General features: G+C 60.7%; 23 protein-coding genes. 2 read left to right on the plus strand and 21 right to left on the minus strand.

The window, feature by feature from the left end:
• Positions 1 to 23: 23 nt before the first annotated feature.
• The 13 genes from B0H98_RS00240 to B0H98_RS00300 form a co-directional block, all read right to left on the minus strand.
• Positions 24 to 854, minus strand: coding sequence for a TatD family hydrolase (locus tag B0H98_RS00240; protein ID WP_106373068.1), 831 nt, complete (start codon positions 852 to 854; stop codon positions 24 to 26).
• Positions 855 to 899: 45 nt separating this feature from the next.
• Positions 900 to 1,232, minus strand: coding sequence for a PilZ domain-containing protein (locus B0H98_RS00245; protein ID WP_106373069.1), 333 nt, complete (start codon positions 1,230 to 1,232; stop codon positions 900 to 902).
• Between the two features lie 22 nt (positions 1,233 to 1,254).
• Positions 1,255 to 2,241: a DNA polymerase III subunit delta' gene (locus tag B0H98_RS00250; RefSeq protein ID WP_106373070.1), complete on the minus strand. Its 987-nt coding sequence runs from the start codon at positions 2,239 to 2,241 to the stop codon at positions 1,255 to 1,257.
• Entirely contained in the window at positions 2,232 to 2,885 is a 654-nt protein-coding gene (gene tmk / locus B0H98_RS00255) for a dTMP kinase (protein ID WP_106373071.1), read from the minus strand. The genes B0H98_RS00250 and tmk overlap by 10 nt, the downstream gene beginning before the upstream one ends.
• A 62-nt stretch (positions 2,886 to 2,947) precedes the next feature.
• The gene (gene mltG / locus B0H98_RS00260) at positions 2,948 to 3,955 is read right to left on the minus strand and encodes an endolytic transglycosylase MltG (protein WP_106373072.1); all 1,008 of its coding nucleotides are present in this window, start codon (positions 3,953 to 3,955) and stop codon (positions 2,948 to 2,950) included.
• A 24-nt stretch (positions 3,956 to 3,979) separates the two neighbouring features.
• On the minus strand, positions 3,980 to 4,780 hold the full coding sequence (gene pabC, locus B0H98_RS00265) for an aminodeoxychorismate lyase (protein ID WP_106373073.1): 801 nt from the start codon (positions 4,778 to 4,780) through the stop codon (positions 3,980 to 3,982).
• A gap of 6 nt (positions 4,781 to 4,786) precedes the next feature.
• Positions 4,787 to 6,025, minus strand: coding sequence for a beta-ketoacyl-ACP synthase II (gene fabF / locus B0H98_RS00270; protein WP_106373074.1), 1,239 nt, complete (start codon positions 6,023 to 6,025; stop codon positions 4,787 to 4,789).
• Between the two features lie 193 nt (positions 6,026 to 6,218).
• Positions 6,219 to 6,452 carry an acyl carrier protein gene (acpP, locus tag B0H98_RS00275; RefSeq protein WP_008956801.1) on the minus strand — a complete coding sequence of 78 codons (234 nt, stop codon included), beginning with the start codon at positions 6,450 to 6,452 and terminating at the stop codon, positions 6,219 to 6,221.
• 124 nt (positions 6,453 to 6,576) lie between these two features.
• Positions 6,577 to 7,320 carry a 3-oxoacyl-ACP reductase FabG gene (gene fabG, locus B0H98_RS00280; RefSeq protein ID WP_106373075.1) on the minus strand — a complete coding sequence of 248 codons (744 nt, stop codon included), beginning with the start codon at positions 7,318 to 7,320 and terminating at the stop codon, positions 6,577 to 6,579.
• A 69-nt stretch (positions 7,321 to 7,389) separates the two neighbouring features.
• Complete coding sequence (fabD, locus tag B0H98_RS00285; RefSeq protein WP_106373076.1) at positions 7,390 to 8,349, minus strand: ACP S-malonyltransferase; 960 nt, start codon at positions 8,347 to 8,349, stop codon at positions 7,390 to 7,392.
• A gap of 154 nt (positions 8,350 to 8,503) precedes the next feature.
• The gene (gene plsX / locus B0H98_RS00290) at positions 8,504 to 9,523 is read right to left on the minus strand and encodes a phosphate acyltransferase PlsX (protein WP_106373077.1); all 1,020 of its coding nucleotides are present in this window, start codon (positions 9,521 to 9,523) and stop codon (positions 8,504 to 8,506) included.
• Between the two features lie 43 nt (positions 9,524 to 9,566).
• On the minus strand, positions 9,567 to 9,737 hold the full coding sequence (rpmF, locus tag B0H98_RS00295) for a 50S ribosomal protein L32 (protein WP_106373078.1): 171 nt from the start codon (positions 9,735 to 9,737) through the stop codon (positions 9,567 to 9,569).
• Between the two features lie 35 nt (positions 9,738 to 9,772).
• Complete coding sequence (locus B0H98_RS00300) at positions 9,773 to 10,318, minus strand: YceD family protein (RefSeq protein WP_106373079.1); 546 nt, start codon at positions 10,316 to 10,318, stop codon at positions 9,773 to 9,775.
• Positions 10,319 to 10,465: 147 nt separating this feature from the next.
• On the opposite strand from B0H98_RS00300, the gene B0H98_RS00305 reads away from it, so the two are divergent.
• Positions 10,466 to 11,065 carry a Maf family protein gene (locus tag B0H98_RS00305; protein WP_244182936.1) on the plus strand — a complete coding sequence of 200 codons (600 nt, stop codon included), beginning with the start codon at positions 10,466 to 10,468 and terminating at the stop codon, positions 11,063 to 11,065.
• A 10-nt stretch (positions 11,066 to 11,075) separates the two neighbouring features.
• Here the strand turns inward: B0H98_RS00305 and sppA are convergent, their stop codons facing one another.
• Genes sppA through B0H98_RS00320 form a run of 3 tightly spaced genes read right to left on the minus strand, consistent with a single transcriptional unit; the run spans position 11,076 to position 13,857 of the window.
• Positions 11,076 to 12,185, minus strand: coding sequence for a signal peptide peptidase SppA (gene sppA / locus B0H98_RS00310; RefSeq protein ID WP_106373081.1), 1,110 nt, complete (start codon positions 12,183 to 12,185; stop codon positions 11,076 to 11,078).
• A gap of 52 nt (positions 12,186 to 12,237) precedes the next feature.
• Positions 12,238 to 12,888 carry an HAD family hydrolase gene (locus B0H98_RS00315; protein WP_106373082.1) on the minus strand — a complete coding sequence of 217 codons (651 nt, stop codon included), beginning with the start codon at positions 12,886 to 12,888 and terminating at the stop codon, positions 12,238 to 12,240.
• Between the two features lie 27 nt (positions 12,889 to 12,915).
• Positions 12,916 to 13,857 (minus strand): RluA family pseudouridine synthase, encoded by a 942-nt coding sequence (locus B0H98_RS00320; protein ID WP_106373083.1) that lies wholly within the window; start codon positions 13,855 to 13,857, stop codon positions 12,916 to 12,918.
• A 660-nt stretch (positions 13,858 to 14,517) separates the two neighbouring features.
• On the opposite strand from B0H98_RS00320, the gene rne reads away from it, so the two are divergent.
• Positions 14,518 to 17,850, plus strand: coding sequence for a ribonuclease E (rne, locus tag B0H98_RS00325; protein ID WP_106373084.1), 3,333 nt, complete (start codon positions 14,518 to 14,520; stop codon positions 17,848 to 17,850).
• Positions 17,851 to 17,918: 68 nt separating this feature from the next.
• Here the strand turns inward: rne and murB are convergent, their stop codons facing one another.
• From murB to msbA, 5 genes are all read right to left on the minus strand, one after another.
• The gene (gene murB, locus B0H98_RS00330) at positions 17,919 to 18,953 is read right to left on the minus strand and encodes a UDP-N-acetylmuramate dehydrogenase (RefSeq protein ID WP_106373085.1); all 1,035 of its coding nucleotides are present in this window, start codon (positions 18,951 to 18,953) and stop codon (positions 17,919 to 17,921) included.
• A 125-nt stretch (positions 18,954 to 19,078) separates the two neighbouring features.
• Entirely contained in the window at positions 19,079 to 19,849 is a 771-nt protein-coding gene (gene kdsB, locus B0H98_RS00335) for a 3-deoxy-manno-octulosonate cytidylyltransferase (RefSeq protein ID WP_106373086.1), read from the minus strand.
• Positions 19,849 to 20,058, minus strand: coding sequence for a Trm112 family protein (locus tag B0H98_RS00340; protein WP_106373087.1), 210 nt, complete (start codon positions 20,056 to 20,058; stop codon positions 19,849 to 19,851). The genes kdsB and B0H98_RS00340 overlap by 1 nt, the downstream gene beginning before the upstream one ends.
• A gap of 13 nt (positions 20,059 to 20,071) precedes the next feature.
• Positions 20,072 to 21,079 (minus strand): tetraacyldisaccharide 4'-kinase, encoded by a 1,008-nt coding sequence (gene lpxK, locus B0H98_RS00345; RefSeq protein WP_106373088.1) that lies wholly within the window; start codon positions 21,077 to 21,079, stop codon positions 20,072 to 20,074.
• Positions 21,076 to 22,812, minus strand: a complete 1,737-nt coding sequence (gene msbA / locus B0H98_RS00350; protein WP_106373089.1) for a lipid A export permease/ATP-binding protein MsbA — start codon at positions 22,810 to 22,812, stop codon at positions 21,076 to 21,078. The genes lpxK and msbA overlap by 4 nt, the downstream gene beginning before the upstream one ends.
• Positions 22,813 to 22,836: the final 24 nt, after the last annotated feature.

Below are 22,836 nucleotides of genomic sequence, written 5' to 3' on the forward strand. Positions count from 1 at the left end.
CTGACGCTTGCGCCACTTGAGAATTAGACCAGCCCGGCCTGGGCCAGCGCCTGCTGAACATGCGCTGGCGCATCCGGAGCGGCCGCCTTGAACAGCTGATAGAAGTTGGCGGTGGTCTGCATGGCCACTTCATCCACGCTGATACCCCGCACCTTGGCAATGCATTCAGCGACTTCAACTACCCAGGCCGGCTCATTGGGCTTGCCACGATACGGCACGGGGGCAAGATAAGGGCTGTCGGTTTCGATCAACAGGCGATCGAGCGGAAGCTTCTTCGCAAGCTCCCGCAGCGCCGCTGCATTGTTGAAGGTAATGATACCCGACAACGAGATATAGAAGCCAAGGCGCACCGCTTCCCGCGCCATGTCCAGGTCTTCGGTAAAGCAGTGCAGTACGCCACCCACCTTCGGGTCACTGCACTCGCGCAGCAGCGCCAGCGTATCCTCGCGGGCTTCCCGGGTATGCACGATCACCGGAAGCTCGAGCTCTCGGGCGGCGATCAGGTGGCGCTTGAAGCGCTCGTGCTGCACCTCGACCGGCACGCGATCAGGGTAGTGATAGTCAAGCCCGGTCTCGCCAATCGCAACGGCGCCGTACTGTTCGGCTGCGTCCTGAATATCGCGGACGCTAGGCTCCTGGGCGGGCGTATGCAGCGGATGAAGACCTGCAGAAATGGCCACATCCTGATGTTCGCGGGCAATGGCGGCAAGCCCTGGCATATCCTCGAGCGTGACGGCAATGGCCAAGAACTGGCTGACGTCTGCCGCCCGCGCCGCCTTGAGCGTCGCCGCCACGTCGCCTTGGTGGGTATGTTCGGACAAACGGTCCAGGTGACAGTGTGAATCTACAAACATGAATGTCTCGATACTAACAAATGAAAAGGCCGCGTGGATGATAGGTCAAAGCGTGTAGCCAGGCGCCGCCGCGGCCTGCCCCGCCAGCAGTCCTTCGATCCGCTCACGCAGGGCGTTGTCGTGCAGCGCAAAGTGAACACCGATTCCCGGCATGCGATCACAAGCGCCCTGAACCGGTGATATCCAGGCAACCTTGCCAGCGACCTCGACAGGTGCATGCGCCTCGGGTAGCGTCAGGAATACATGCACCTGGCTGCCCAGCGCGCAGGGCGTCTCGGTAGGGACAAAAATGCCGCCGTGCTCCAGAAAAGGCATGTACGCCGCCTGCAGCGTGGCCATATCTGGAATTTTCAAGGCAAAGGCTTTCTGCATACTCATGACAACCTCGCAGCTAGAGCCATCAAGAGCGCAGCAGCGCCGCCCAGCGCACCAGCCAGGCTTCCAGCACAAGCTGCGGATTGGGGTTGGCACCCACGGCTAGAAGGCGTCGCTGCTCACGGGCATAGTCGAGCAGCCGAAACCAGTCCTGAACGCGGCCATTCTTGACCGCCTGGCGATAGAGAGATTCAAGATCCGGGTTGTGCAGAGCGCTGGCATCGCCTGAAATCCCCAGGCGAATCAAGTCTTCGAGCCAGGCAATACCGTACCACAGGATGGCGTCTATCGCCTGACGGTCAAGGCGTGCCGCCTCGGACACCGGCTCTGCACCGCGCACCAGCTGCTCAAAGCTGTCGTGGATCTGATGGCGTAGCGCCCGCTCGTCCGGCGAGGCCAGCTCGACGGCCAAAAGCGGCAGACCACCGGAGACTCGCCACCAGAAATGCGCCTCGTCCTGCCCGCCCAGCTTTTCGATCAGCCAGCCGCGGCACGCCTCAAACGCCACGCTTGAAAGCGGCCACTGCTGGCAGCGTGAACGGATAGTCGGCAGCATGCGCGATGGCACATCTGCAAGCAGGATAAACAGGGTGTTGGCACCCGGCTCTTCAAGACTTTTGAGCAGCGCATTGGCGGCGGCCACGTTCATGCTTTCCGCCGGCGATACCACGATAACCCGATAACCGCCCTGTTGAGCGGTCTGAGATACAAAGCGATTGACCTCGCGAATGGGATCGATACGTATCTGGCGCTTGCCCTCCTCGGGCGAAACGCGCAGCAGATCCGGATGATAGCCCGAGGCCAGCATCGAACAGCTATGGCAGTGCCCGCACGCCGATGCACCAGGCTTTGCACACAGAGTGCGAGTAATTAGCGCCTCGGCCAGCTGCTGCTTGCCCACCCCGTGGGCGCCGCTCAGCAGAATGGCATGAGGCATACGCCCTTCATCGGCCAGGCGCACCAGCTGCTGCCAGGTATCCGCGTGCCAGGGCAGTACGCCATCTAACGCCATGCGGCCACCCGCTTGGCAAGTTCCTGTTCAATATCTGCCTGCACATCCTCAAGCGGCTGATGCGCGTTGATCAGTGCAAAGCGGTTCGGCTCGGCGCCAGCACGCTCGAGATAGGCACGGCGCACCGCCTGGAAGAAATCGCCCTGCTCCTGCTCAAAGCGGTCGCGCTGCTCTTGCCGACTACTTAGCCGAGACTCCAGCCGCGACTGCGCCGCGCTCAGCGGCATGTCGAGCAGCAGCGTCAGGTCAGGCGCGAGGCCTCGCTGCACGAAGGCTTCAAGCTGGGCAATACGCTCGAATGCCACACCTCGTCCGCCGCCCTGGTAGGCAAAGGTGGCGTCGGTGAAGCGGTCACAGACAACCCAGGCACCACGTGAAAGTGCGGGTATGATCTTTTCTGCCAGATGTTGAGCACGGGCGGCAAACATGAGCAGCAGCTCAGCGTCAGTATTGAGCGCCTCTTCAGGCGCAGGGTCGAGCAGCAGCGCACGAATCGCTTCGGCACGGGGCGTACCGCCGGGCTCTCGGGTGCTGACCACTTCGATGCCCTGCGCTTCAAGCGTGGCCACCACAAACGCCATATTGGTGGACTTACCTACGCCCTCGCCGCCTTCCAGGGTAATAAAGCGTCCCCGTTTAGTCATTGCGATCCCTTAATCAACGCATACACCGTTGAGATAAACTTCATAAAACGTGACGCCTGCTATCAACGATTGCGGATGTAACGGTTCACTGCGTTGTTATGCTCACGCAGCGTTCGTGAAAACTGGTGCGTCCCATCACCTCGCGACACGAAGTAGAGCGTGTCGCCCGGCAGCGGATCTACCGCCGCTTCAAGCGAGGCTCTGCCCGGCATGGCAATGGGCGTGGGTGGCATACCATTGATGACATAGGTGTTGTAGGGCGTGGCCTCGCGCAGATCGGCGCGCGTGATACGCCCCTCGTAACGCTCGCCCATGCCATAGATGACGGTCGGGTCGGTCTGCAGGCGCATGCCCTGCTCCATGCGCCGCTTGAACACCCCGGCAATCTCGCGGCGCTCTTCCGGTGCACCGGTCTCGCGTTCTATCAGCGACGCCATGATCAGCGCCTCGTAGGGCGACTCAACCGTCAGGTTGTCAGCGCGCTCTGCCCATACCTCATCGAGAATGCGCTCCATGCGCGCCAACGCCTGGCGCAGAATGTCGACATCGCTCATGCCCAGGTGATAGCGGTAAGTGTCGGGGAAGAACCACCCCTCGGGGAAAACGCCCTCTCTGTCCAGCAGCGTCATGATCTCGTCATCGCTCATCCCCAGCGTGCGATGCTCAAGCTTGGGGGCGTTATCGAGCAGGTCGCGCAGCTGGCTGAACGTACGTCCTTCTGGCAGCGTCAGCGCGTAGGTCACCACATTGTTACTGCCGAGCAGCGCGATCATTTCGAGTCCGCTCATGCCCGGAGTAAGCCGATATTCACCGACACGCAGCCGCGGTACGCGCTCGGGCTGTACACGGGCAAGTAGCTGAAACGCCCAGGCGTCATCAATAATACCCTCGGCTTCCAGCTGCCCGACCACCTGATTGAAGCCTGCACCAGCAGGCACCTGGTAAAGCGCGGGTTCATCAAGCGCCAGCGGGGCCTGAAGGCGGCTTTGCCAATAGACATAGCCGCCTGCTGCCGCCGCCGCTCCCAGTACCACTAAAATGCCAACAGCGGCCAGTAACCGTTTCAACATATCACCTCAACAGAAAAGGAGGGCCTACTGCGCCGCATAGCCCAGTAGCCGGTGGGCCGCCACCTGAAAATCATCCACTGGCTCAAGCGGCCAGGTTTGCTTTTGGGTACCGGTATGACACACAAGCGTGATCACAGGCCAGACGCCCTGTACCGAATTGGCCACCCAGAGCCGCTCGAGCGTGGGTAGCGCAGCTACAGGCAGTGTCGCCTCGCGCACAATGCCCTGCTCGATCAGCGCGTCGCGCAGCGTACCGGCCACGCCACACTTATCCAGCCGGGGAGTATATATACGCCCCTGGCGTTGCCAGAAAACGTTCATGCTGGTGGCTTCGACCAGCTCGCCATGCATATCGGCAAGCAGCCCTTCGGCGATATCTGCCGATTGCCATTCACCGCGCGCCAGAACGTTCTCCAGCCGATTCAAATGCTTGATACCCGCCAGGGCGGGTTGATGCCCAAGGCGCAAGCGGCATAGCCGTACCGTCACCCCTTTCTGCCAGCGCGCAGTGGCGGGCACAAAGGGCGTGCGGCGGCTAAGTAACCGCGGCATCGGGGATTCGGGTAACGCATACCCTCGACCTCCGCTCCCGCGGGTAACGATCAGCTTCAGTACTTCAAGCGGTGTCTCGGCGATTCCTTGCCAGGTGGCGTCAAGCGCCTCCTGACAAGGAACCGGGATGCCCAGACGCTGGCATCCCCGCCTAAGTCGTGCCAGATGATACGACCAGAGCACCGGCTTACCTTCACGCAGCAGCACGGTTTCGAACACGCCATCCCCATACGCCAACCCGCGATCATCAAACGGCACCTGGGGCTGCGTCATCGAGCGTTATACCTTCTTGAACAGCAGCGAGCCGTTGGTACCGCCAAATCCAAACGAGTTGGAGAGCGCGATATCAATACGCATGTTGCGCGCGGTATGCGGGACGTAATCCAGGTTGCAGCCTTCCTGGGGGTTATCCAGGTTGATGGTGGGCGGTGCGACCTGATCACGAATGGCCAGGATGCAGAATACCGCCTCCACAGCACCCGCAGCACCCAGCAGGTGGCCAATCATGGACTTGGTAGAGCTCACGGCAACGTCTTTTGCCGCGCTGCCCAGTACATGCTCGACCGCACGACTTTCCGCCAGGTCACCCGCAGCGGTGGACGTTCCATGAGCATTGATATAGTCCACTTCGGAAGGATCCATCTGGGCATCCTTGATCGCATTGCTCATGGAGAGCGCCGCTCCCCGGCCATCTTCAGGCGGGGCCGTCATGTGATAGGCATCATCGCTCATGCCAAACCCGGCAAGCTCGGCATAAATATGCGCGCCACGGGCCTTGGCGTGCTCGTACTCTTCGAGTACCAGCACACCGGCGCCGTCTGACAGCACGAAGCCGTCGCGGTCGGCATCCCAGGGGCGGCTTGCCGCTTCGGGGTTGTCGTTGCGCGTCGACAGCGCACGGGCAGCAGAGAAACCGCCCAGGCCCAGCGGCGTGGTAGCCATTTCTGCGCCACCACAGATCATCACGTCCGCATCGCCGTAGGCAATGGTGCGGGCGCTGTAACCGATATTGTGTGTACCGCTGGTACAGGCGGTCGTAATCGCAATATTGGGGCCCCGGAATCCGTGCTGGATTGCCAGGTTGCCTGAAATCATGTTGATGATCGAGCCCGGCACAAAGAAGGGCGACACGCGCCGCGCCCCGCCCTTGATCAGCGCGTTATGGTTATGCTCGATCATCGGCAGGCCACCGATACCGGAGCCCATGGCCACACCAATACGCGGCGCGTTCTCTTCGGTGCAGATAATACCGGCGTCCTGAATCGCCTGGGCACCCGCCGCCATGCCGTACTGGATAAACAGGTCCATCTTGCGGGCTTCTTTGGGGTTCAGGTAGGGGCTAATATCAAAATTCTTAACCGAACCGCCAAACCGTGTATTGAAACTGCTGGCATCGAAATGCTCGATGGGCGCGATACCGCTCTTGCCCGCCGTGATATTCGCCCAGGTTTCATCCACGCTATTGCCCACTGGGGTCACCAGGCCTAACCCAGTTACCACTACCCTTCTTCGCGCCATTAGCTTTCCTCCAGGCATCCATGGTGACTCGACCCATCCGGGTCAGTTACAGCTGAAATTTAGGTGACTAGTATAACGGAGAATGAACGCCATGTTCATTGTGTAAGCGCAAAGCAAAAAAGCCGCCCTTCAAAAGGGCGGCTTTTAAGGGGGGTGCGAGCACCACACCCTCGTTCAATGCATCAACTTGCCCTTACTGGTGGGCGTTTACGTAGTCGATGGCTTCTTGAACCGTGGTAATTTTTTCAGCTTCTTCGTCAGGAATCTCAGTATCGAATTCCTCTTCCAAAGCCATTACCAGCTCAACGGTGTCAAGCGAGTCGGCACCCAGGTCTTCAGTGAAAGAAGAGCTGTTCTGGATGTCTTCTTCTTTAACGTTCAGGCGCTCGGCCACAACTTTCTTCACGCGCTCTTCAATAGTACTCATCAACGTACTCCAGTCGTTCACATTAGCCGTTTTTGATAACCAGCTATTTGGAAACCGCAAGCCAAAAGCTGCGGGGTAGTTTATAGACGCCCTTAGGCAGACGCAACCGCTATGCCCAAGGCCATCAACGCATATTCATGCCGCCGTTCACGTGCAGCGTCTCACCGGTGATGTATCCTGCTGCATCACTGGTCAGAAAGCCCACCGCGGCGGCGATCTCTTCCGGCCCGCCAAGACGGGCCAGCGGAATCTGTTTCATCAGCATTTCATGCTGGGCTTCGGGCAGCGCTTCGGTCATGTCGGTGGCGATAAAGCCCGGCGCCACCGCATTGACGGTAATTGCCCGGGAGGCCACTTCCCGCGCCAGCGCGCGGCTGAAACCTTCCATGCCTGCCTTTGCGGCGGCGTAGTTAGTCTGGCCCAGGTTACCCATGGTTGCCACTACCGAACTGATCGACACGATACGCCCGAACCGTGCCTTGGTCATGCCGCGCAGACACGCCTTGCTGACACGATAGACGGACTTGAGATTGGTATCCATCACCGAATCCCACTCATCCTCTTTCATGCGCATCAGCAGATTGTCACGGGTAATACCCGCATTGTTGACCAGAATCGTCGGGGCGCCAAAGCGCTCCGTGATCGCCTTGAGCACCTCATCGATGCTCGTCTGATCGGTCACGTTGAGGCAGAGACCTGCGCCTTCAATGCCCTGCTGCTTAAGGTCGGCATCAATTTTTTCGGCGCCCGACTCGCTGGTCGCAGTACCTACCACGACACGTCCCTGTCGACCCAGCTCATGGGCAATCGCTCTGCCAATGCCACGACTGGCACCGGTGACCAGTGCAACCCTGCGTTCCTGCGTCATAATGTTTAGCCTTTAACCATTTGCTTTTTTGATTGTACCAATAAGCAAGCGTAGCGAAAAATCAGCGTATCAGGCGTTGTTCGCCTGCCCTTCTCGCGCCAGCTCCAGCGCCGCATCCAGACTGTCCGGATCATTCACCGCCAGCCCTTTGGCTGAACGAACGATACGCTTGTTCAGCCCGGTGAGCACCTTGCCAGGGCCGCACTCGATAAACACATTAACAGATTGCGCCGCTACGGCTTCAACGCATGAAGACCAGCGAACCGGTTTGTAAAGCTGCTCGATCAAGCGAGTGCGCAGCGTATCAATGTCGGTATGGGCCTGGGCATCCACGTTCTGAATGACCGTATAGCGCGGTGCACGCAGCTCGATGCCCTGCATGGCCGAGGCAAGACGCTCGGCCGCCGGGCGCATCAGCTCACAGTGCGAAGGCACCGACACCGGCAGCGCCATGGCGCGCTTGGCGCCCGCTTCCTGACACGCAACAATCGCGCGATCAACCGCTGCCTTGCTGCCGGCAATCACTACCTGGCCTGGCGAATTGTAGTTGACTGCGGAAACGATGTCGCCCTGGGCAGCCTTGGCACAGGCCGCTTCGACGGCGGCGTCCTCAAGACCCAGAATAGCCGCCATGGCGCCTTCGCCTGCCGGCACCGCTTCCTGCATGGCCTCACCACGCAGGCGCACCAGCTGCACACCTTCTGCAAAGCCCATGACGCCAGCACACACCATGGCACTGTATTCGCCCAGGCTATGGCCGGCCATGACAGTCGGGCGTGGACCTTCAAGCTCCTGCCATACCCGCCAGATCGCAACACTAGCAGAAAGCAGCGCAGGCTGCGTACAAGCGGTTGCATTTAGCGCCGCTTCAGGGCCCTCCTGCACGACTTTCCACAAGTCGTAACCGAGTGCATCCGACGCTTCCTCAAATGTTGTTCCCACCACACTGTAGCGCTCGGCCAGCTCTCGCAGCATTCCAAGCTGCTGAGAGCCTTGCCCGGGAAAAATGAGGGCAAGGGGTTGAGACATGTCGTTCACCTTTGCTCTTGTAGGCGTTTGCTCGTCTGAGCGATAGGCGCGGTTATCAGCACATCCTGCTGCCTTCCATAACCCGCAAAAATTGCCGGCGCCTGCGCTGGCACCAGCTGAATACTGACCCCGTGAAAGATAAATGCAGCCACCGCTAGCGGCGCTGCCAGCGGGCCGCCATTCGGGCAGGCAGGTTGTGCTCCACTTCGCTCAGCGCACGCTGAATGGCGTAGTAGAATCCTTCCGCCTGGGTACCGCCGTGACTTTTCACCACGATACCCTGCAAGCCCAGCAGGCTCGCGCCGTTATAACGCACAGGGTTCAACTCCTGCTTGAGATATCGCAACACAGGTTTGGCCAGTAGGCTTGCCAGGCGCCCGCTGAGGCGAGATTCAAACGCCATCTGCACACGCTCGACCAGCATACGGGTCAAACCCTCGCTTGCCTTGAGAACCGCATTACCCACAAATCCATCGCATACCACAACATCAAGGCCGCCATCGAACAGATCGCCGCCTTCGGCATACCCCTGATAGGCAAATGCCGAAGCGTCTGGATATTCACGCAGCAAGCGGTCCGCTTCGCGCACGCTGGCACTGCCCTTGGTTGCCTCGGCGCCCACGTTAAGTAGCGCAACCTTGGGTAAAGCCACCTCATCAACGCACTGCGCCATGGCAGCGCCCATCACGGCAAAATCGACCAGTCGATGGGCAGGCGAGTCCACGTTGGCGCCCAGATCCAGCAGATAGCAGCGCCGCCCGTGGCGCGCAGGAATGGCCGTACTGATGGCTGGACGGGATACGCCAGGCAGTGTTCCCAGAGATCGCCGGGAAAGCGCGACCAGGGCTGCTGTATTGCCCGCACTGACACCTGCCGCCGCCTCACCGTCTTTCAGGCTCCTGAGCATGCACGCCATGCTGCTCGTTTGACCGTGGCGCAACGCCCATGCCGCACTGGAGGTCTGCGCGATACTCAACGGCGCATCGCTTACCACCAAACGTGACGTTGCCGCAGCCAGAGGCTGCGGCAAGCGTGAAAGCTCAGCAATAACTTGCTGATGCGGACCAAACAGAGTCAGCTCAAGATCAGGATGTTCCATCACTGCTCTTGCAGAGCCTTCGATAACGGCACGGGGGCCTTGGTCGCCTCCCATCACATCAATCGCTAGGCGCACAAGGCACCCACTCTATCTGGCCGCTTTGTCGGGTAGTTAAGGCTTATACCTCAACCACCTTGCGACCACGGTAGAAACCATCAGACGCCACGTGGTGACGCAGGTGAGTCGTACCGGTTTCCTGATCCTGGGACAGGGTCGGAGCGCTCAGCGCATCGTGGCTACGACGCATGCCGCGCTTGGAACGGGTTTTACGGTTCTTTTGAACTGCCATGGGTGTTTACTCCAGGGTATGTTAGGTAATGGTGCTTACTTTTTGCCTTTCAAAGCGTCTTTGCCTTTCAAGACATTGAGCACCGCGAAAGGGTTCGTGGCTGGCGCTTCTTGCGCCTCGCCGTCTGTTTTGCTGACCAGCTGATCCGCCGAGACATGACAATCAGCCTCATCGTGATAGACCACCTGCGGCAGGCTAAGGATAAGTTCATCCTCGACGACCGTCAGCAGGTCCAGCTGTTCATTTTCCACCAGCACCGGCTCATGGCTGGCAGGCAGCTCGGCAGCCAAGGCTTCGTCACTGATCATTCCGAGCAGGAACTCACTGGACACGTCTTGGCTCAGCGGCACCAGGCAGCGACGACAGGCCAACGCCAGAGTCGCTTGCAAATGGCCACGAATTTCGCGACGACCTTGGGCATCTACACCAAATTCCAGTACGACATGACAGTCGCCGGTCTGGTCCCCTGCCTCTTCGGCAAGGCGTGGCAGCTTATCAAGCGCCACTAGGCCTTCTAGTCGTTCGCGGCGGGCTGCAAGCTTATAAGGCTCAACCCGGCTGGGGAGTTGTGAGGTCAACATAGGCGCGCAATGATAGGCACTCCCCCCGCTGGTGTCAAAGCCGTCGACATATTTCTTCATGGTTTCTCGCATAAAAGGTGTCGAATAGGCACAACTGCCGGCTTTCGCTACACTCGTTCTGATTCCAAACCGCCAAGGAGACATCGCGTGCCGCTTACTCAAGACGCTTCGCTGGTACTCGCTTCAAGCTCTCGCTTTCGCCAAGCGCTGCTTGACCGCCTGCAACTGCCCTATCAGTGCCACTCACCGGATATCGACGAAACCCCAAAAGCCGATGAAACGCCCGAAGCCCTGGTCCACAGGCTGGCGCTTGGCAAGGCCAACGCCGTGGCCGAGCACTATCCGCAGCACTGCATCATCGGGTCAGATCAGATTGCGCTGTTTGAGGGCGACATTCTGGGCAAACCTCATACGCCCGAGCGCGCCTGCGCCAATCTCGCACGGTTTTCCGGCAACCGCGTTACTTTCCTGACCGGCCTTGCGCTGCTCGATACGCGCACTCAGCGCCACTACACCCATATCGAGCCCTTCGACGTGGTCTTTAGAACGCTGAGCCACCGGGAAATCGAGCGCTACGTAGCGCTCGAGCAGCCCCTGGACAGCGCCGGCAGTTTCCGCATGGAGGGGCTAGGCATCACGCTGTTTGAAGCGCTTGAAGGGCGCGACCCCAACGCACTGATCGGCCTTCCCTTGATTGCCCTTTGCGACATGCTGCGTCAAGCAGGCATGGACCCGCTCGACGCTTAGCGGTGCAAGCTTACTCGGCCTGATAGCGCAGCGGCGAGCTTGCGGCACTCACGCCCAGCACGTCAGCGGCCATCTGGGTAAAGCGCCGCGTCAACCGGTCAAACGGATCAAGACGCGGCGTATAGTCCTCCCAGCTCGCCTCTCCCACCTCTTCGCGGGCGATCTCCTCAAGACTTGCCAGCCGATCCACCAGGCCAAGCTCTAGCCCCTGCTCGCCACTCCAGATAAGCCCCGAGAAAATCTCTGGCTGAGTGCTCAGCCGATCACCACGCCCGGCGCGCACATCGTCGATGAACTGCTGGTGGGTCTGAGTCAGAACGCCCTGCCAGAACGCCGCGGCGTCTTCGTCGAGCGGCTGGAAGGGATCCAGAAATGCCTTGTTATCACCGGCCGTCATTACCCGACGCTCAACGCCAATCTGGCTGATGGCGTCCTGAAAGCCAAAGCCTGCGTAGATGACGCCAATCGAGCCGACCAGGCTTGCCCGGGAGGCGATGATCTGGTCAGCGGCCGAGGCAATATAGTACGCCCCGCTGGCCCCGATATCCTCGATCACTGCCAGAATGGGCTTGTCGCTCTGCTCACGCAGCCGCATGATTTCCGCATAGATGCGCTGGGACTGGACGGGGCTGCCGCCGGGGCTATCGATGTGCAGCACGATGGCAGCGGCGCTGTCCGATGCCGAAGCACGCTCAAGCCCATTGATGATACGCTCGGCATTCGCCGGTGAATCGCTGGCAATCACCCCGTTGACTTCGATAACCGCCAGGTGACGCTGCGCAGGCGGCGCGTCGGCAGGGTCAGACCAGTACAGGTTGTACACCACGCTCGCCACCAGCAGCAGCACGGCAAACAGCAGCAGCAAGCGGAAAAACAGTTTCCAGCGGCGCGAGCGACGCTGCTCGGTAAGCACACCGCCTACCCAGCGATCCATCATCTCGATCTGCGCCAGCCGCTGGCGCTCCCGAAGCGTTTCAGCACTGTCACCCACCGCCCCGGATGCTGCAGAGTCATTCTGATGGGCGGCCACCTCCGGCCCCTGAGTCCAGCGATCCCGGGATTGGTCGCCGGTATCGTTTAGGTGTGCATCCGTTTCATCACGGCGTGAATCATCGCTCATGTCTTATCCTTTCCATGTGAGCCAGCGCGAATAGTCATGCCACTCGCACCGTTTAGCCATAAAGCCAGTCAAACAGGTCTGCTACGTTATGAGCCACCCATCGGGGCTGGCTGGCGGCAAGCCTTGCCGGCGCGTGCACGCCGTAGGTGACCGCAACACGGTCCATGCCAATGGCTCGCGCCATTTCCAGATCATACTCCGTATCCCCCACCATGACCGCTCGCTCGACCGGCACATCAAGCTCTTGAAGAATCTCCTCGAGCATTTGCGGGTGCGGCTTGGAGCGCGTCTCGTCAGCGGTGCGGCTGGCGTGAAACCAGGCGCCGCTGCCCGTTTCGGCAAACACCCGATCAAGGCCCCGGCGGCTTTTACCGGTGGCGACCGCCAGGCGCTGATGCGGGCGCTCCCGCAGGCGCGCCACCTGTGCCTCGACGCCTGCAAAAAACGGCATGGGCGTCGTATTTCCAGAAACAAAATGGTGCGAGTAGCGCTCGCGCAGCCGCTCAGCCTGTGCCGGACCAATGCCAGGGCACAGTTTGGCAATCGCCTCGGGCAAACCCAGGCCGATGATATCTTCAACCGCCGCGGCCTCAAGCTCGCCCCACTCAGCCTCAAGGGCAGCCGCCTGCATGCAGGCAACAATCTTGGGCACCGAATTCATCAGAGTGCCGTCCCAATCAAAAATGATCAGCTCGTAGCGCATGGTCGCCTCCTCTTCTGCCCGTTTGCGTTAGCCCCGCGCCCGCTTGAGTATGTCTTCCAATACTTCCGGCAGCGGCGCCTTGACGGTTACCGGACGACCGTTGGTGGGCTCAGGGAACGTCAGTGAACGCGCATGCAGAAACAGACGGCTCACACCCAACTGCTGCGTCAGCTTGGCGCTCTCGCGGGTGGAGTACTTGTCATCGCCCAGCAGCGCATGACCGGCATGGGCGGCGTGAACGCGAATCTGATGCGTGCGCCCGGTCACGGGCTCGGCTTCTACCAGGGTGGCCTTCTCGAAGGTTTCCACTACCGCAAAATGGGTGCGCGACACCTTGCCATTAGGGTCAACGCGTACGCGGCGTTCGCCGTTACCTGCGTCGAAACGATCCAGTCGGGCACTTTCATAGGTCTTGCGCGCCGGCCAGCGACCGTTCACCAGCGCCAGATAGCGCTTATCCATGCCATGTTTCTTGAGCGACTCGTTGAGCGTCACCAGCGCCTCGCGGGATTTGGCCAGCAGCAGGCAGCCCGAGGTATCACGATCAAGGCGATGGACCAGTTCGAGAAAGCTCAAGTCGTCACGCACCTGGCGCAGGGCCTCGATCAGGCCGATCTTGACGCCGCTGCCGCCGTGCACTGCAAGTCCCGAGGGCTTGTTGAGCACCATCCAGTCAGGGCCTTCCATGATCACGCTGCCTACCAGCACATCGCGCAGGTTATCGCTGACTTCCTTCACCGCTTCGCGGGGCGCCAGGCGCAGCGGCGGCACGCGCACCAGGTCGCCGGCCTGCAAGCGGTAGTCGACCTTGACGCGCTTTTTGTTAACCCGGACTTCGCCTTTACGCACGATGCGGTATATCAATGCTCGAGGAGCCCCCTTCAGGCGCGTCATCAGAAAATTGTCGATTCGCTGACCCGCCTGCTCCGGGGCGATATCCACCCACTGTACTTCACGCCCTTCGGCCATTACCGCGTACTCCTGCCATTACGCCAAAAAGCGCATTCTAGCGTAGACCAAAGGGCATTGCGTCAATTGCTGGTGGTTGTCTTTACTGTTATATTCCAGAGCGTTCACTTGCAAGACGCGGCAGCTTGTTACGTATCACTGTTTTTACAAGCGTCAATACCGCGTTTAGCCAAAGCGCCTGCCCGACCAACACGCAGGCCTGAACATGAGAAACGGTGCCAGTGTACGCATTGGCCGTTTCCGAACGTATTAAAATGCAGTCACTCTGTCGCGGCATGACGACGACAGATTTGCGAATGCCTCGCCGATACCGGCAGGCAAATGCTTAAAAAAACGCTACGCCCAGCGCAACCCCTTTCCTGTTGTCACAGGATACTGGCTTGCGCTGGGCGACTCAGTTCAACGCTGTGCCGGCGGCCAGCGTGGACGAATCGAAGAATGCTAGGTGTAGGCGGTGTCAGCAGGGCCGGATGGACGTGACAGCCACCGAAACACGTCCTGCCTCCGCCACGTACTCAACCTGTCAGCCGGGTGGGCGATCACGCCCTCCCGGCTTGCCGTGTCAGCATAATCATGCGCCGAGCACAAGCACGCAGCACCCGCGATTCGTCTACGTTAACCTTAGACGGTTTGCCGGTACGCAACGCCATGCGAGACAACATGAAACGGATGCTTATCAATGCGACCCAACCCGAAGAGCTTCGGGTCGCGCTGGTTGATGGACAACGCCTTTACGATCTGGATATCGAATCCGGAGCCCGCGAGCAGAAAAAAGCCAATATCTATCGTGGCAAGATCACCCGCGTAGAACCCTCCCTTGAAGCGGCTTTTGTCGACTTTGGCGCCGAGCGCCACGGTTTTCTGCCGCTCAAGGAAATTGCCCGCGAATACTTCGTCAAGGACGTTTCCGGACGCCCTAATATCAAGGAAGTGCTCAAGGAAGGTCAGGAAGTCATCGTTCAGGTGGACAAAGAGGAGCGCGGCAACAAGGGTGCCGCACTCACCACCTTTATCAGCCTGGCGGGCCGCTTTCTGGTATTGATGCCCAACAATCCAAGAGCCGGCGGCATTTCACGGCGCATCGAAGGCGAAGAGCGCAGCCAGCTCAAGGACGCCATGGGCCAGCTGACCGTGCCCGACAAGATGGGCCTGATCGTGCGCACCGCAGGTATCGGTCGCAACCCTGAAGAGCTTCAGTGGGATCTCGACTACCTGGTTCAGGTGTGGGAATCGATCACCACCGAATCGGCCAAGCGCCCGGCGCCGTTTTTGATCTACCGCGAATCCAACGTCATCATTCGCGCCATGCGCGATTACCTGCGTCAGGATATCGGCGAAGTGCTGATCGACAGCCCCGAGATTCACGCCGAAGCGCTGGGCTTTATCCGTCAGGTAATGCCCTCCTATCAGCAGAAGATCAAGCTTTATACCGATGAAGTGCCGCTGTTTTCGCGCTTTCAGATCGAATCCCAGATCGAGACCGCCTACCAGCGTGAAGTGAAGCTTCCCTCCGGCGGCTCGATCGTCATCGACCATACCGAAGCGCTGGTTTCCATCGACATCAACTCGGCCCGCGCTACCCGCGGCAGTGATATCGAGGAAACCGCTCTGCAGACCAACTCCGAGGCGGCGGACGAAATTGCCCGTCAGCTGCGTCTGCGCGATATCGGCGGCCTGGTGGTGATCGATTTTATCGACATGGGCCCGGCGCGCAATCAGCGCGAAGTGGAAAACCGCATGCGCGATGCGCTCAAGCTGGATCGCGCCCGCGTACAGATCGGCCGCATTTCACGCTTTGGCCTGATGGAAATGTCCCGCCAGCGTCTGCGGCCTTCGCTGGGCGAAACCAGCGGCGTGGTCTGCCCGCGCTGTAACGGCCAGGGCACCATCCGCGACGTGCGCTCGCTGTCGCTCTCCATCATGCGTCTTATCGAAGAAGAGGCGATGAAAGAGCGCAGCGCCCAGATCCGCGCGATCCTGCCGGTACCGGTAGCCACCTATCTGCTCAACGAAAAGCGCAGCGTGCTATCGGATATCGAGTCGCGCCAAGGCGTGCGCGTGGTGCTGCTGCCCAACCCGGACATGGACACACCGCACTACGACGTTCAGCGCCTGCGCGATGACCATCTCGATGAAGATGACAGCCAGACGCTCTCAAGCTTCGAGCTGTCTACCGACACCGAAGTCGGCAAGGAGCCCGACCCAAGCTTTGCAGCGCCTGCACAGCGTGCCGAAGCCGCCGTTAAAAGCGTGGCTCACAATGCCCCGGCACCTGCTTCGCTGCAAACCGAAGAGCCTGCGCCCAAGGCCGCCGCACCGGCAGCCGCCCCAGCGGCACCCTCTGCCGAGCAGCCCAGCGTGATCGGCCGCTTCATCCGCGGGTTTGCCAAGCTGCTTGGCGGCGATGAGGCAAGCACAGCTCCTGCGCCCAGCGAGACCAAGCCCGCTGCGCCGCGCAAGCCCTCCGAGCGTAGCGGCCAGCGCGTTACCCAGCCGAATGGCGAAAAGCAGCGCCCCCCGCGTAGCGAGCGCAGTGATTCTACCAAGAATGACTCTGCCAAAAGCGACTCAGCCAAGGGCGAGCCGCGCGCCAGCCAGTCGCGCAGCGCTGCTACGAGTGACGACGCTAGCGACAAGCGCAGTGGCCCGACCCGGACACGCAACCGCCGCCGTAATCCGCAGCAGGATGACGCGAAAGCACCGGATACAGCGGCCAAGGGCAGCCGCCAGAAGGATGCGCCGACAGCCAAGGACGACAACCGCGACGCCCCGGCCAAAGCCCCCCAGAAGGAGTCGCGCCGCGATGCCAACCGGGATAACCAGCGCAACCAGGAAAAGCCGGCTGACGCCAAGCCAACCCGGGAAGCCGCAGCCAGCGAAGAACAGCCCGCTGCCAAAGACGACGGCAAGCCAAAGCGTACGCGCAACAACCCGCGTAACCGTTCGCGCAAACAGGCGGTCAACCCGCAGGCTGAAGCCGAGCAGCTGAAACTTCAGGCCGAAGCACCTGCCGAGGTGCAAGGCGCCGACGCAGCGCAGCAAGCGCAAGCGGCCGAGGCAAAAGCCGACCAGCGCGAAGCGCCGGCGCAGCCTGAAAACGTCGAAAAGGCGCATGCAGCGAACCAGCAGCACGCAGAAGAGCTGCCGGTGGCGCAAGCCAAGGCAGAAGCGCCCCAGGATAGCGACACCCAGGCCACCGATACCCAGCCGGACGAGTCGCCTATCGAGCGGGTGAAAACGCCGGAAGCTACACGCCCAGCCGACGACAGCAGCTCTGAGCATGAGACGGTTTCTGAAGCTACGACAACGCCGGAACTCGAGCCTGCCAAAGCGGCTGACGAATCCGTCGCGGATCAAAAACCCGCAACGGAGATAAGCGAAGCGGCAGAAACGGTACCGACTCAGGAAGCCACAACTGACTCGGATAATGAGGCGTTACCGCCTCGCTCGGCCAAGGTCGAGACGCCAGAAACCGTGCAAGCATCAGCGCTTGAGGAAAGCGAGCAGCACCTCGGGGAGAAGTCCCCGGCCGAAGCCATTCCGGCTACGGGTGATGCCGACATCATGCCTCAGCAGATCACGGAAGCGGACAGCGAGACGGATAAAGCGCTTGCGCCCTCGCCCACCGAGTTTGCAGAAAGCACTACTGCAAGCGAAGCGGCAACCGATGAAGCCACCGGCCGTGAAACCGCTCAGGCGCCGGAGGCTATCGCGCCAGCCGAGAAGGCATCCGCTGCTGAAACGGTGAACGAGTCGCTGCCTGCTGAAACTTCCCGCCGTGAAGACGCCTCTGCTGAGCCTGAAGCAAGCGCAGAACCTGCAGCCGTCGCGCAGGACGAGACGCTGCCGGAGGCGGTCAAGATAGAAGACTCAGCCGCAAAAGCCGATGAGCCCGTCGCAGAAGAGACACCGGCTGCCCGCCGCCGTCGCCGCCGCCGGGCGCATAACGACCCGCGCGAGCTGCGCAAACAGCAGGAAGCCGGCAAAGAGTAATTGCTTTTCCGGCACAAAAAAACCCCGCTTCGGCGGGGTTTTTTTATGGCTGCGTTTTTATGGTTACGCTAAGGCTGGATGATGCGCGGCTCAGGTTCAAGCACAACACCAAAGCGCTCGCGCACCTGCTCGACGATGCGCTCGGCAAAATGTAAAAGCCCTTCACGATTACCGCCGCCCTGATGCACCAGCACCAGCGCCTGACGGTCGTGTACGCCAAACGCACCTTCTTGCACCCCTTTCAAGCCACACTGGTCAATCAGCCACCCCGCTGCCAGCTTGGTCTGCCCACTCCCTTGAGGAAAGTTCGGCATAGCTGGATAACGCGATAAAAGCGCATGTGCCTGCTGGTCGGGAACCAGGGGATTCTTGAAAAAGCTCCCGGCATTGGCCAGCAGGTCAGGGTCCGGCAGTTTCTCCTGACGAATCGCCGAGACGGCGCGAGCAACGTCCATAGGGGTGGGCGTCTTGCTCAACCGCGCGGCAAGATCTCCGTAATGGAGCTTGGGCGTCGGCTGTCTTGACAGACGCAGCACCAGCCGGGTGATGACAACGCGGCCGCTCAGCTCACGCTTGAAAACGCTGTCGCGATAGCCAAATGCACAGTCGGCCTGGTTCAGCCAGCGCACCTTGCCGGTATTGAGCTCCATGACCTGTACTGCGCAGAGGCTATCGGAGAGTTCGACCCCGTAGGCACCGATATTCTGTACCGGGGCCGCACCGCAGTCGCCCGGGATCAGCGCAAGGTTCTCGATGCCCCATAACCCCCGCGCCGCCACGTCCTGCACCAGCGCATGCCAGTTGACCCCGGCACCCACATGGACCAGCACCTCATCGCCTTCACGGGTCAACCATAACTGGCGAAGCCTGGGGCGCAGGGCAAGCCCGTTAAGTGCAGGCGGCAGCAGAACGTTACTGCCGCCGCCCAGCAGGGTTATCGGCCACTGCTGGCGGCTTGCCTCGCCCAGTATTTGACGCAGGGCACCAAGCGTTGCGGGCTCGGCATAGCGCGCGGCGATACACGGCAAGCGCAGGGTATTGGCAGCAGACAGATCAGCGTGCGTCTTGATAAGCGGTGTGCCTTGGAAGTCAAAAGCTTTCACGCGCGGCCACTTTGCAGATGTTGAATCAGGCCGGGCGAGCGGCAGATATTGCCCATAAAGGCGAAAAGTACCCGCGTCACAAAGGCTTCCTTGTTTATGGAAAGTGAGTAGTTAAAGGGATGCCGCTAACCGGCAGGCGCCAGCAGTGCGCGCACCCGGTCAAGATCTTCCTGGGTATCGACTCCGGCCGGGTTGACCTCGCACGCCAGCGCCACTTGAATGTGGTGGCCGTGCTGCAGGGCACGCAACTGTTCGAGCTGTTCGAGCTGCTCAAGCGTTGACGCCGGCCAGTCAAGATACGCGGCCAGAAAGCTCGCTCGATAAGCGTAGATACCGATGTGGCGCAGCCAGGCATCGGTTTCAAGCAACGCAGGCTTGGCCTTGAACTGCTCGCGGTCCCAGGGAATAGGCGCGCGGGAAAAATATAGCGCCCGCCCCTGCAAGGAGCGCACTACCTTGACCACGTTGGGATTGAACAGCGTTTCCACGTCACTGATCGGTTCAGCGAGGGTGGCAATCGATGCGCCTTCGTCTTCGGCAAGGCGCAGCGCTACCTGGTCGATCAACGCCGGCGGGATCAGCGGCTCATCGCCCTGCACGTTGACCACCAGCTCATGGTCATCAAGCCCGAGGAGCTGGGCAACCTCGGCGAGCCTGTCGGTACCGGAGGGGTGCTCCGGGCGAGTCATGACGACCTCGGCCCCATAGGGCATGAGCGCATCGCGAATACGCGTATCGTCGGTGGCAACCACCACTCGACTTGCCTGGCTCTGACAGGCTTGGCGCCATACGTGTGCCACCATGGGCTCGCCGGCTATGTCCAGAAGTGGCTTGCCGGGCAGTCTTGAAGAGCCGAAGCGGGCCGGTACAATCGCAGTAAAGCCAGGAAATGCCATTAGATGCCCCCCGCGCGCCCCGGCGATGGCGGCAGCTTTTCATCGGCATCCATCACCCGCGCCTCGCCCGGCAGCATGACGGGAATCCCCTCCTGAATGGGGTAGGCCAGTCCATCGTAATGGCAGCGCAGCTCCTGCGCCTCGCGGTCATATTTGAGTTTACCGTTACACAACGGGCAGACCAGCATTGCCAGCAATTCCTTATCCATGCGTAGATCCCCTTCAGGATAAAGCCGACAGTTTGGCTGTCAGCCAGTGTTCAAAGTCTAGCGGAAGCACGGCTTCCACTTCCAATACCCAGCTATCCGGCGGGGCAATGTCCAGGCATTTGACCGCATCTTTGGCTGTCATTACCACGGGCCGCCCGTGGGCGGCGGTAAAGGTTTCGGCGCTGAAAGACTGATGGTCGGCCAGCGGCTGCATTTCGCCCTTCACCCCTAAATCGCTTAACGTGGCAAAAAAGCGTTGGGGATTTCCAATGCCGGCCACGCCAAGGATCGGCAGGCTAAACGGCAATGGCGCAAGCGGGAAACGCTCGGCGTCACTTAACCGGCGCCAGCTCACGGGCTGAAGCCGCATGGGCGTAATGCTGACCGGCCGGTCAAGATCAAGGGTACGCTCAAGCGTGCCATTGGCAATCACCGCATCAACGCGCAGAAGCCGCTCGGGCGACTCGCGTAACGGTCCGGCCGGCAGGCAGCGCCGATTGCCAAGCCCGCGCTTGCCATCGATCACTACAAGCTCGATGTCGCGCCCCAGCGCCAGATGCTGTAGCCCGTCGTCACTTAAAATGATATCGCACCCGGCGTCTACCAGCGCCTTGACGCCGCGGGGGCGGTCAGGGTCGGCCACTACGGGCAGGCCGGTTTGCTGGGCCAGCATCACCGGCTCATCGCCGCTGTGCGCGGGGTCAGTGCGGGCTGTCACGTGCAGCGGGTAGCGCCCGCTCTCGCCGCCATAACCGCGAGTTACGATGCCCGGCGACCAGCCCTTATCCACCAGCCAGCGCCCAAGCCAGGCCACCAGCGGCGACTTGCCCGTACCGCCAAGGGTAATATTACCTACCACGATGACCGGCACCGGGGCCTGCCATGCCGATTTTGCACCACGCCGATACGCCGCTTCGCGCCGTGCCATGACCCGTTGGTAAAGCGCACCCAGCGGGCGCAGCGGCCAAAGCCAGCGGCTATCCTGATAGGCCCCTTTCAGCCAGCGCTCGGCCAGCGTCATGGCGTTTCCTGAAACTGCAGTTGATGCAGCGCCGCGTAGGCACCCTTGGCTTCCAGCAATGTCTGGTGCGTGCCCTGCTCGATAATCCGCCCCTGATCCATCACCAGAATCCGGTCGGCGCGCTCGATGGTCGATAGCCGATGGGCAATGACCAGCGTGGTGCGCCCTTCGCATACGCGCTCGAGCGCTTTTTGAATATAGCGCTCGGACTCGGTATCCAGGGCCGAGGTGGCCTCATCCAGAATCAGCACCGGGCTGTCCTTGAAGATCGCCCGGGCAATGGCCAGACGCTGACGTTGGCCACCGGAAAGCATGACCCCGTTTTCACCCACCACGGTCTCATAACCCTGGGGGAGCTTTTCGATAAACTCGCTGGCATAGGCCGCCTGAGCCGCAGCTTCAACAGCCTGACGGTCTGGATTGGCAGTGCCGTAGGCAATGTTGTCGGCAATGCTTGCGTTGAATAGCGTCACCTGCTGGGATACCAGGCCAATCTGCTGGCGCAGCGGCCCCAGCGCATACTCATCGATGCTTACGCCATCAATCAGAATGCGCCCTTCACTTGCCCGGTAGAAACGCGGCAGCAAACTGACCAGCGTGGACTTTCCGCTACCCGAGCGGCCCACGATGGCAATGAGCTCGCCCGGGGCAACCTTGAGGTCAATGCCATGCAGCACTTCGGGCTGGTCATCGGCGTAGCGAAAGCTGACGTTATCGATCACCAGCTCGCCGTGCAGACGTTGCGGCGCATGCGTGCCGGTATCCTGCTCGGGCGCTGTATCCATCAGGCCGAACAGCTCGGAAGCGGCGGCAATGCCTTTCTGGATATCGCTATTGATTTCAGTGAGCTGGCGCACCGGCTTGATCATCAGGGCGGCGGCGGTAATAAAGGCCACGAACTCGCCCGGCGTCATGTTGGCCATCAGCGAGGGGGCCATGGCCAGCCACACCAGTAGCGCCATGGAAATGGCCACCAGCATGAGAATGACCGGCGAGCTGATGGCCCGCGTCATGGCCTCTTTCATGCTCTGCTTGCGGTTCTCTTCGCTGACGCGCTCAAAGCGCCTTGACTCATACGCCTCGGCACCGTGGGTGCGCACTACCCGATACCCCGACAGCGCCTCGGATGCCACGTGGGTTACATCACCCATGGAGCTCTGAATACGCTTGGAAATACGCCGGAAGCGCTTGCTGACGTAGCTCACCACAGCGGCAATAATCGGCGTCACGCCCAGAAACAGCAGCGTCAGCATCCAGTTGGTCCAGAACAGATAGCCGATCAGCCCGACCACGAACAGCCCTTCACGCAAGATGACCGTAACCGCGTTGGTCGCAGCCCCGGCAACCTGCTCCACATGGTAGGTGACGCGCGAGACGAGATGCCCGCTTGAGTGGTGATCGAAAAAGCGCCCCGGCAGGTGCAGCAGATGGCCGAACACATCGCAGCGCAGGGTATGAACCACATAGCGCCCCACGTAAGCCATGAAATAAGTGCTTAAAAAGGTGCCCAATCCGCGTGCGGCGAACATCAGCACGACGAACAAGGGCAAGAACAGGCGAAATGAGGCGTCCGGGTTCTGAATCCCGTCAATCAGGCGCTTCATCATTTCCGCAAGCGCCGTGCTGGAGGCGGCATACACCACAAAACCGGCAACCGCCATGGCAAACGCCCGCCAGTGCGGCCTTACATAACCCAGCAATCTTTTATATAGAACCCAACCTGAATCAGTCACACGCGCTCCTGGCAATAGTGTGCA

It is taken from the genome of Vreelandella songnenensis (assembly GCF_003002925.1).
In the GTDB taxonomy this organism is placed as follows: Bacteria; Pseudomonadota; Gammaproteobacteria; order Pseudomonadales; family Halomonadaceae; genus Vreelandella; species Vreelandella songnenensis.

Coding starts and splice junctions, on each gene's coding strand:
- B0H98_RS00240 (WP_106373068.1), bottom strand. CDS start 854: ATGTTTGTAGATTCACACTGTCACCTGGACCGTTTGTCCGAACATACC.
- fabD (WP_106373076.1), bottom strand. CDS start 8,349: ATGTCTCAACCCCTTGCCCTCATTTTTCCCGGGCAAGGCTCTCAGCAG.
- B0H98_RS00250 (WP_106373070.1), bottom strand. CDS start 2,241: ATGGCGTTAGATGGCGTACTGCCCTGGCACGCGGATACCTGGCAGCAG.
- kdsB (WP_106373086.1), bottom strand. CDS start 19,849: ATGGCATTTCCTGGCTTTACTGCGATTGTACCGGCCCGCTTCGGCTCT.
- tmk (WP_106373071.1), bottom strand. CDS start 2,885: ATGACTAAACGGGGACGCTTTATTACCCTGGAAGGCGGCGAGGGCGTA.
- B0H98_RS00245 (WP_106373069.1), bottom strand. CDS start 1,232: ATGAGTATGCAGAAAGCCTTTGCCTTGAAAATTCCAGATATGGCCACG.
- B0H98_RS00300 (WP_106373079.1), bottom strand. CDS start 10,318: ATGTTGACCTCACAACTCCCCAGCCGGGTTGAGCCTTATAAGCTTGCA.
- lpxK (WP_106373088.1), bottom strand. CDS start 21,079: ATGACGCTGGCCGAGCGCTGGCTGAAAGGGGCCTATCAGGATAGCCGC.
- rne (WP_106373084.1), top strand. CDS start 14,518: ATGAAACGGATGCTTATCAATGCGACCCAACCCGAAGAGCTTCGGGTC.
- B0H98_RS00315 (WP_106373082.1), bottom strand. CDS start 12,888: ATGCGCTACGAGCTGATCATTTTTGATTGGGACGGCACTCTGATGAAT.
- pabC (WP_106373073.1), bottom strand. CDS start 4,780: ATGACGCAGCCCCAGGTGCCGTTTGATGATCGCGGGTTGGCGTATGGG.
- rpmF (WP_106373078.1), bottom strand. CDS start 9,737: ATGGCAGTTCAAAAGAACCGTAAAACCCGTTCCAAGCGCGGCATGCGT.
- fabF (WP_106373074.1), bottom strand. CDS start 6,025: ATGGCGCGAAGAAGGGTAGTGGTAACTGGGTTAGGCCTGGTGACCCCA.
- mltG (WP_106373072.1), bottom strand. CDS start 3,955: ATGTTGAAACGGTTACTGGCCGCTGTTGGCATTTTAGTGGTACTGGGA.
- B0H98_RS00320 (WP_106373083.1), bottom strand. CDS start 13,857: ATGGCCGAAGGGCGTGAAGTACAGTGGGTGGATATCGCCCCGGAGCAG.
- fabG (WP_106373075.1), bottom strand. CDS start 7,320: ATGACGCAGGAACGCAGGGTTGCACTGGTCACCGGTGCCAGTCGTGGC.
- sppA (WP_106373081.1), bottom strand. CDS start 12,185: ATGAGCGATGATTCACGCCGTGATGAAACGGATGCACACCTAAACGAT.
- B0H98_RS00340 (WP_106373087.1), bottom strand. CDS start 20,058: ATGGATAAGGAATTGCTGGCAATGCTGGTCTGCCCGTTGTGTAACGGT.
- acpP (WP_008956801.1), bottom strand. CDS start 6,452: ATGAGTACTATTGAAGAGCGCGTGAAGAAAGTTGTGGCCGAGCGCCTG.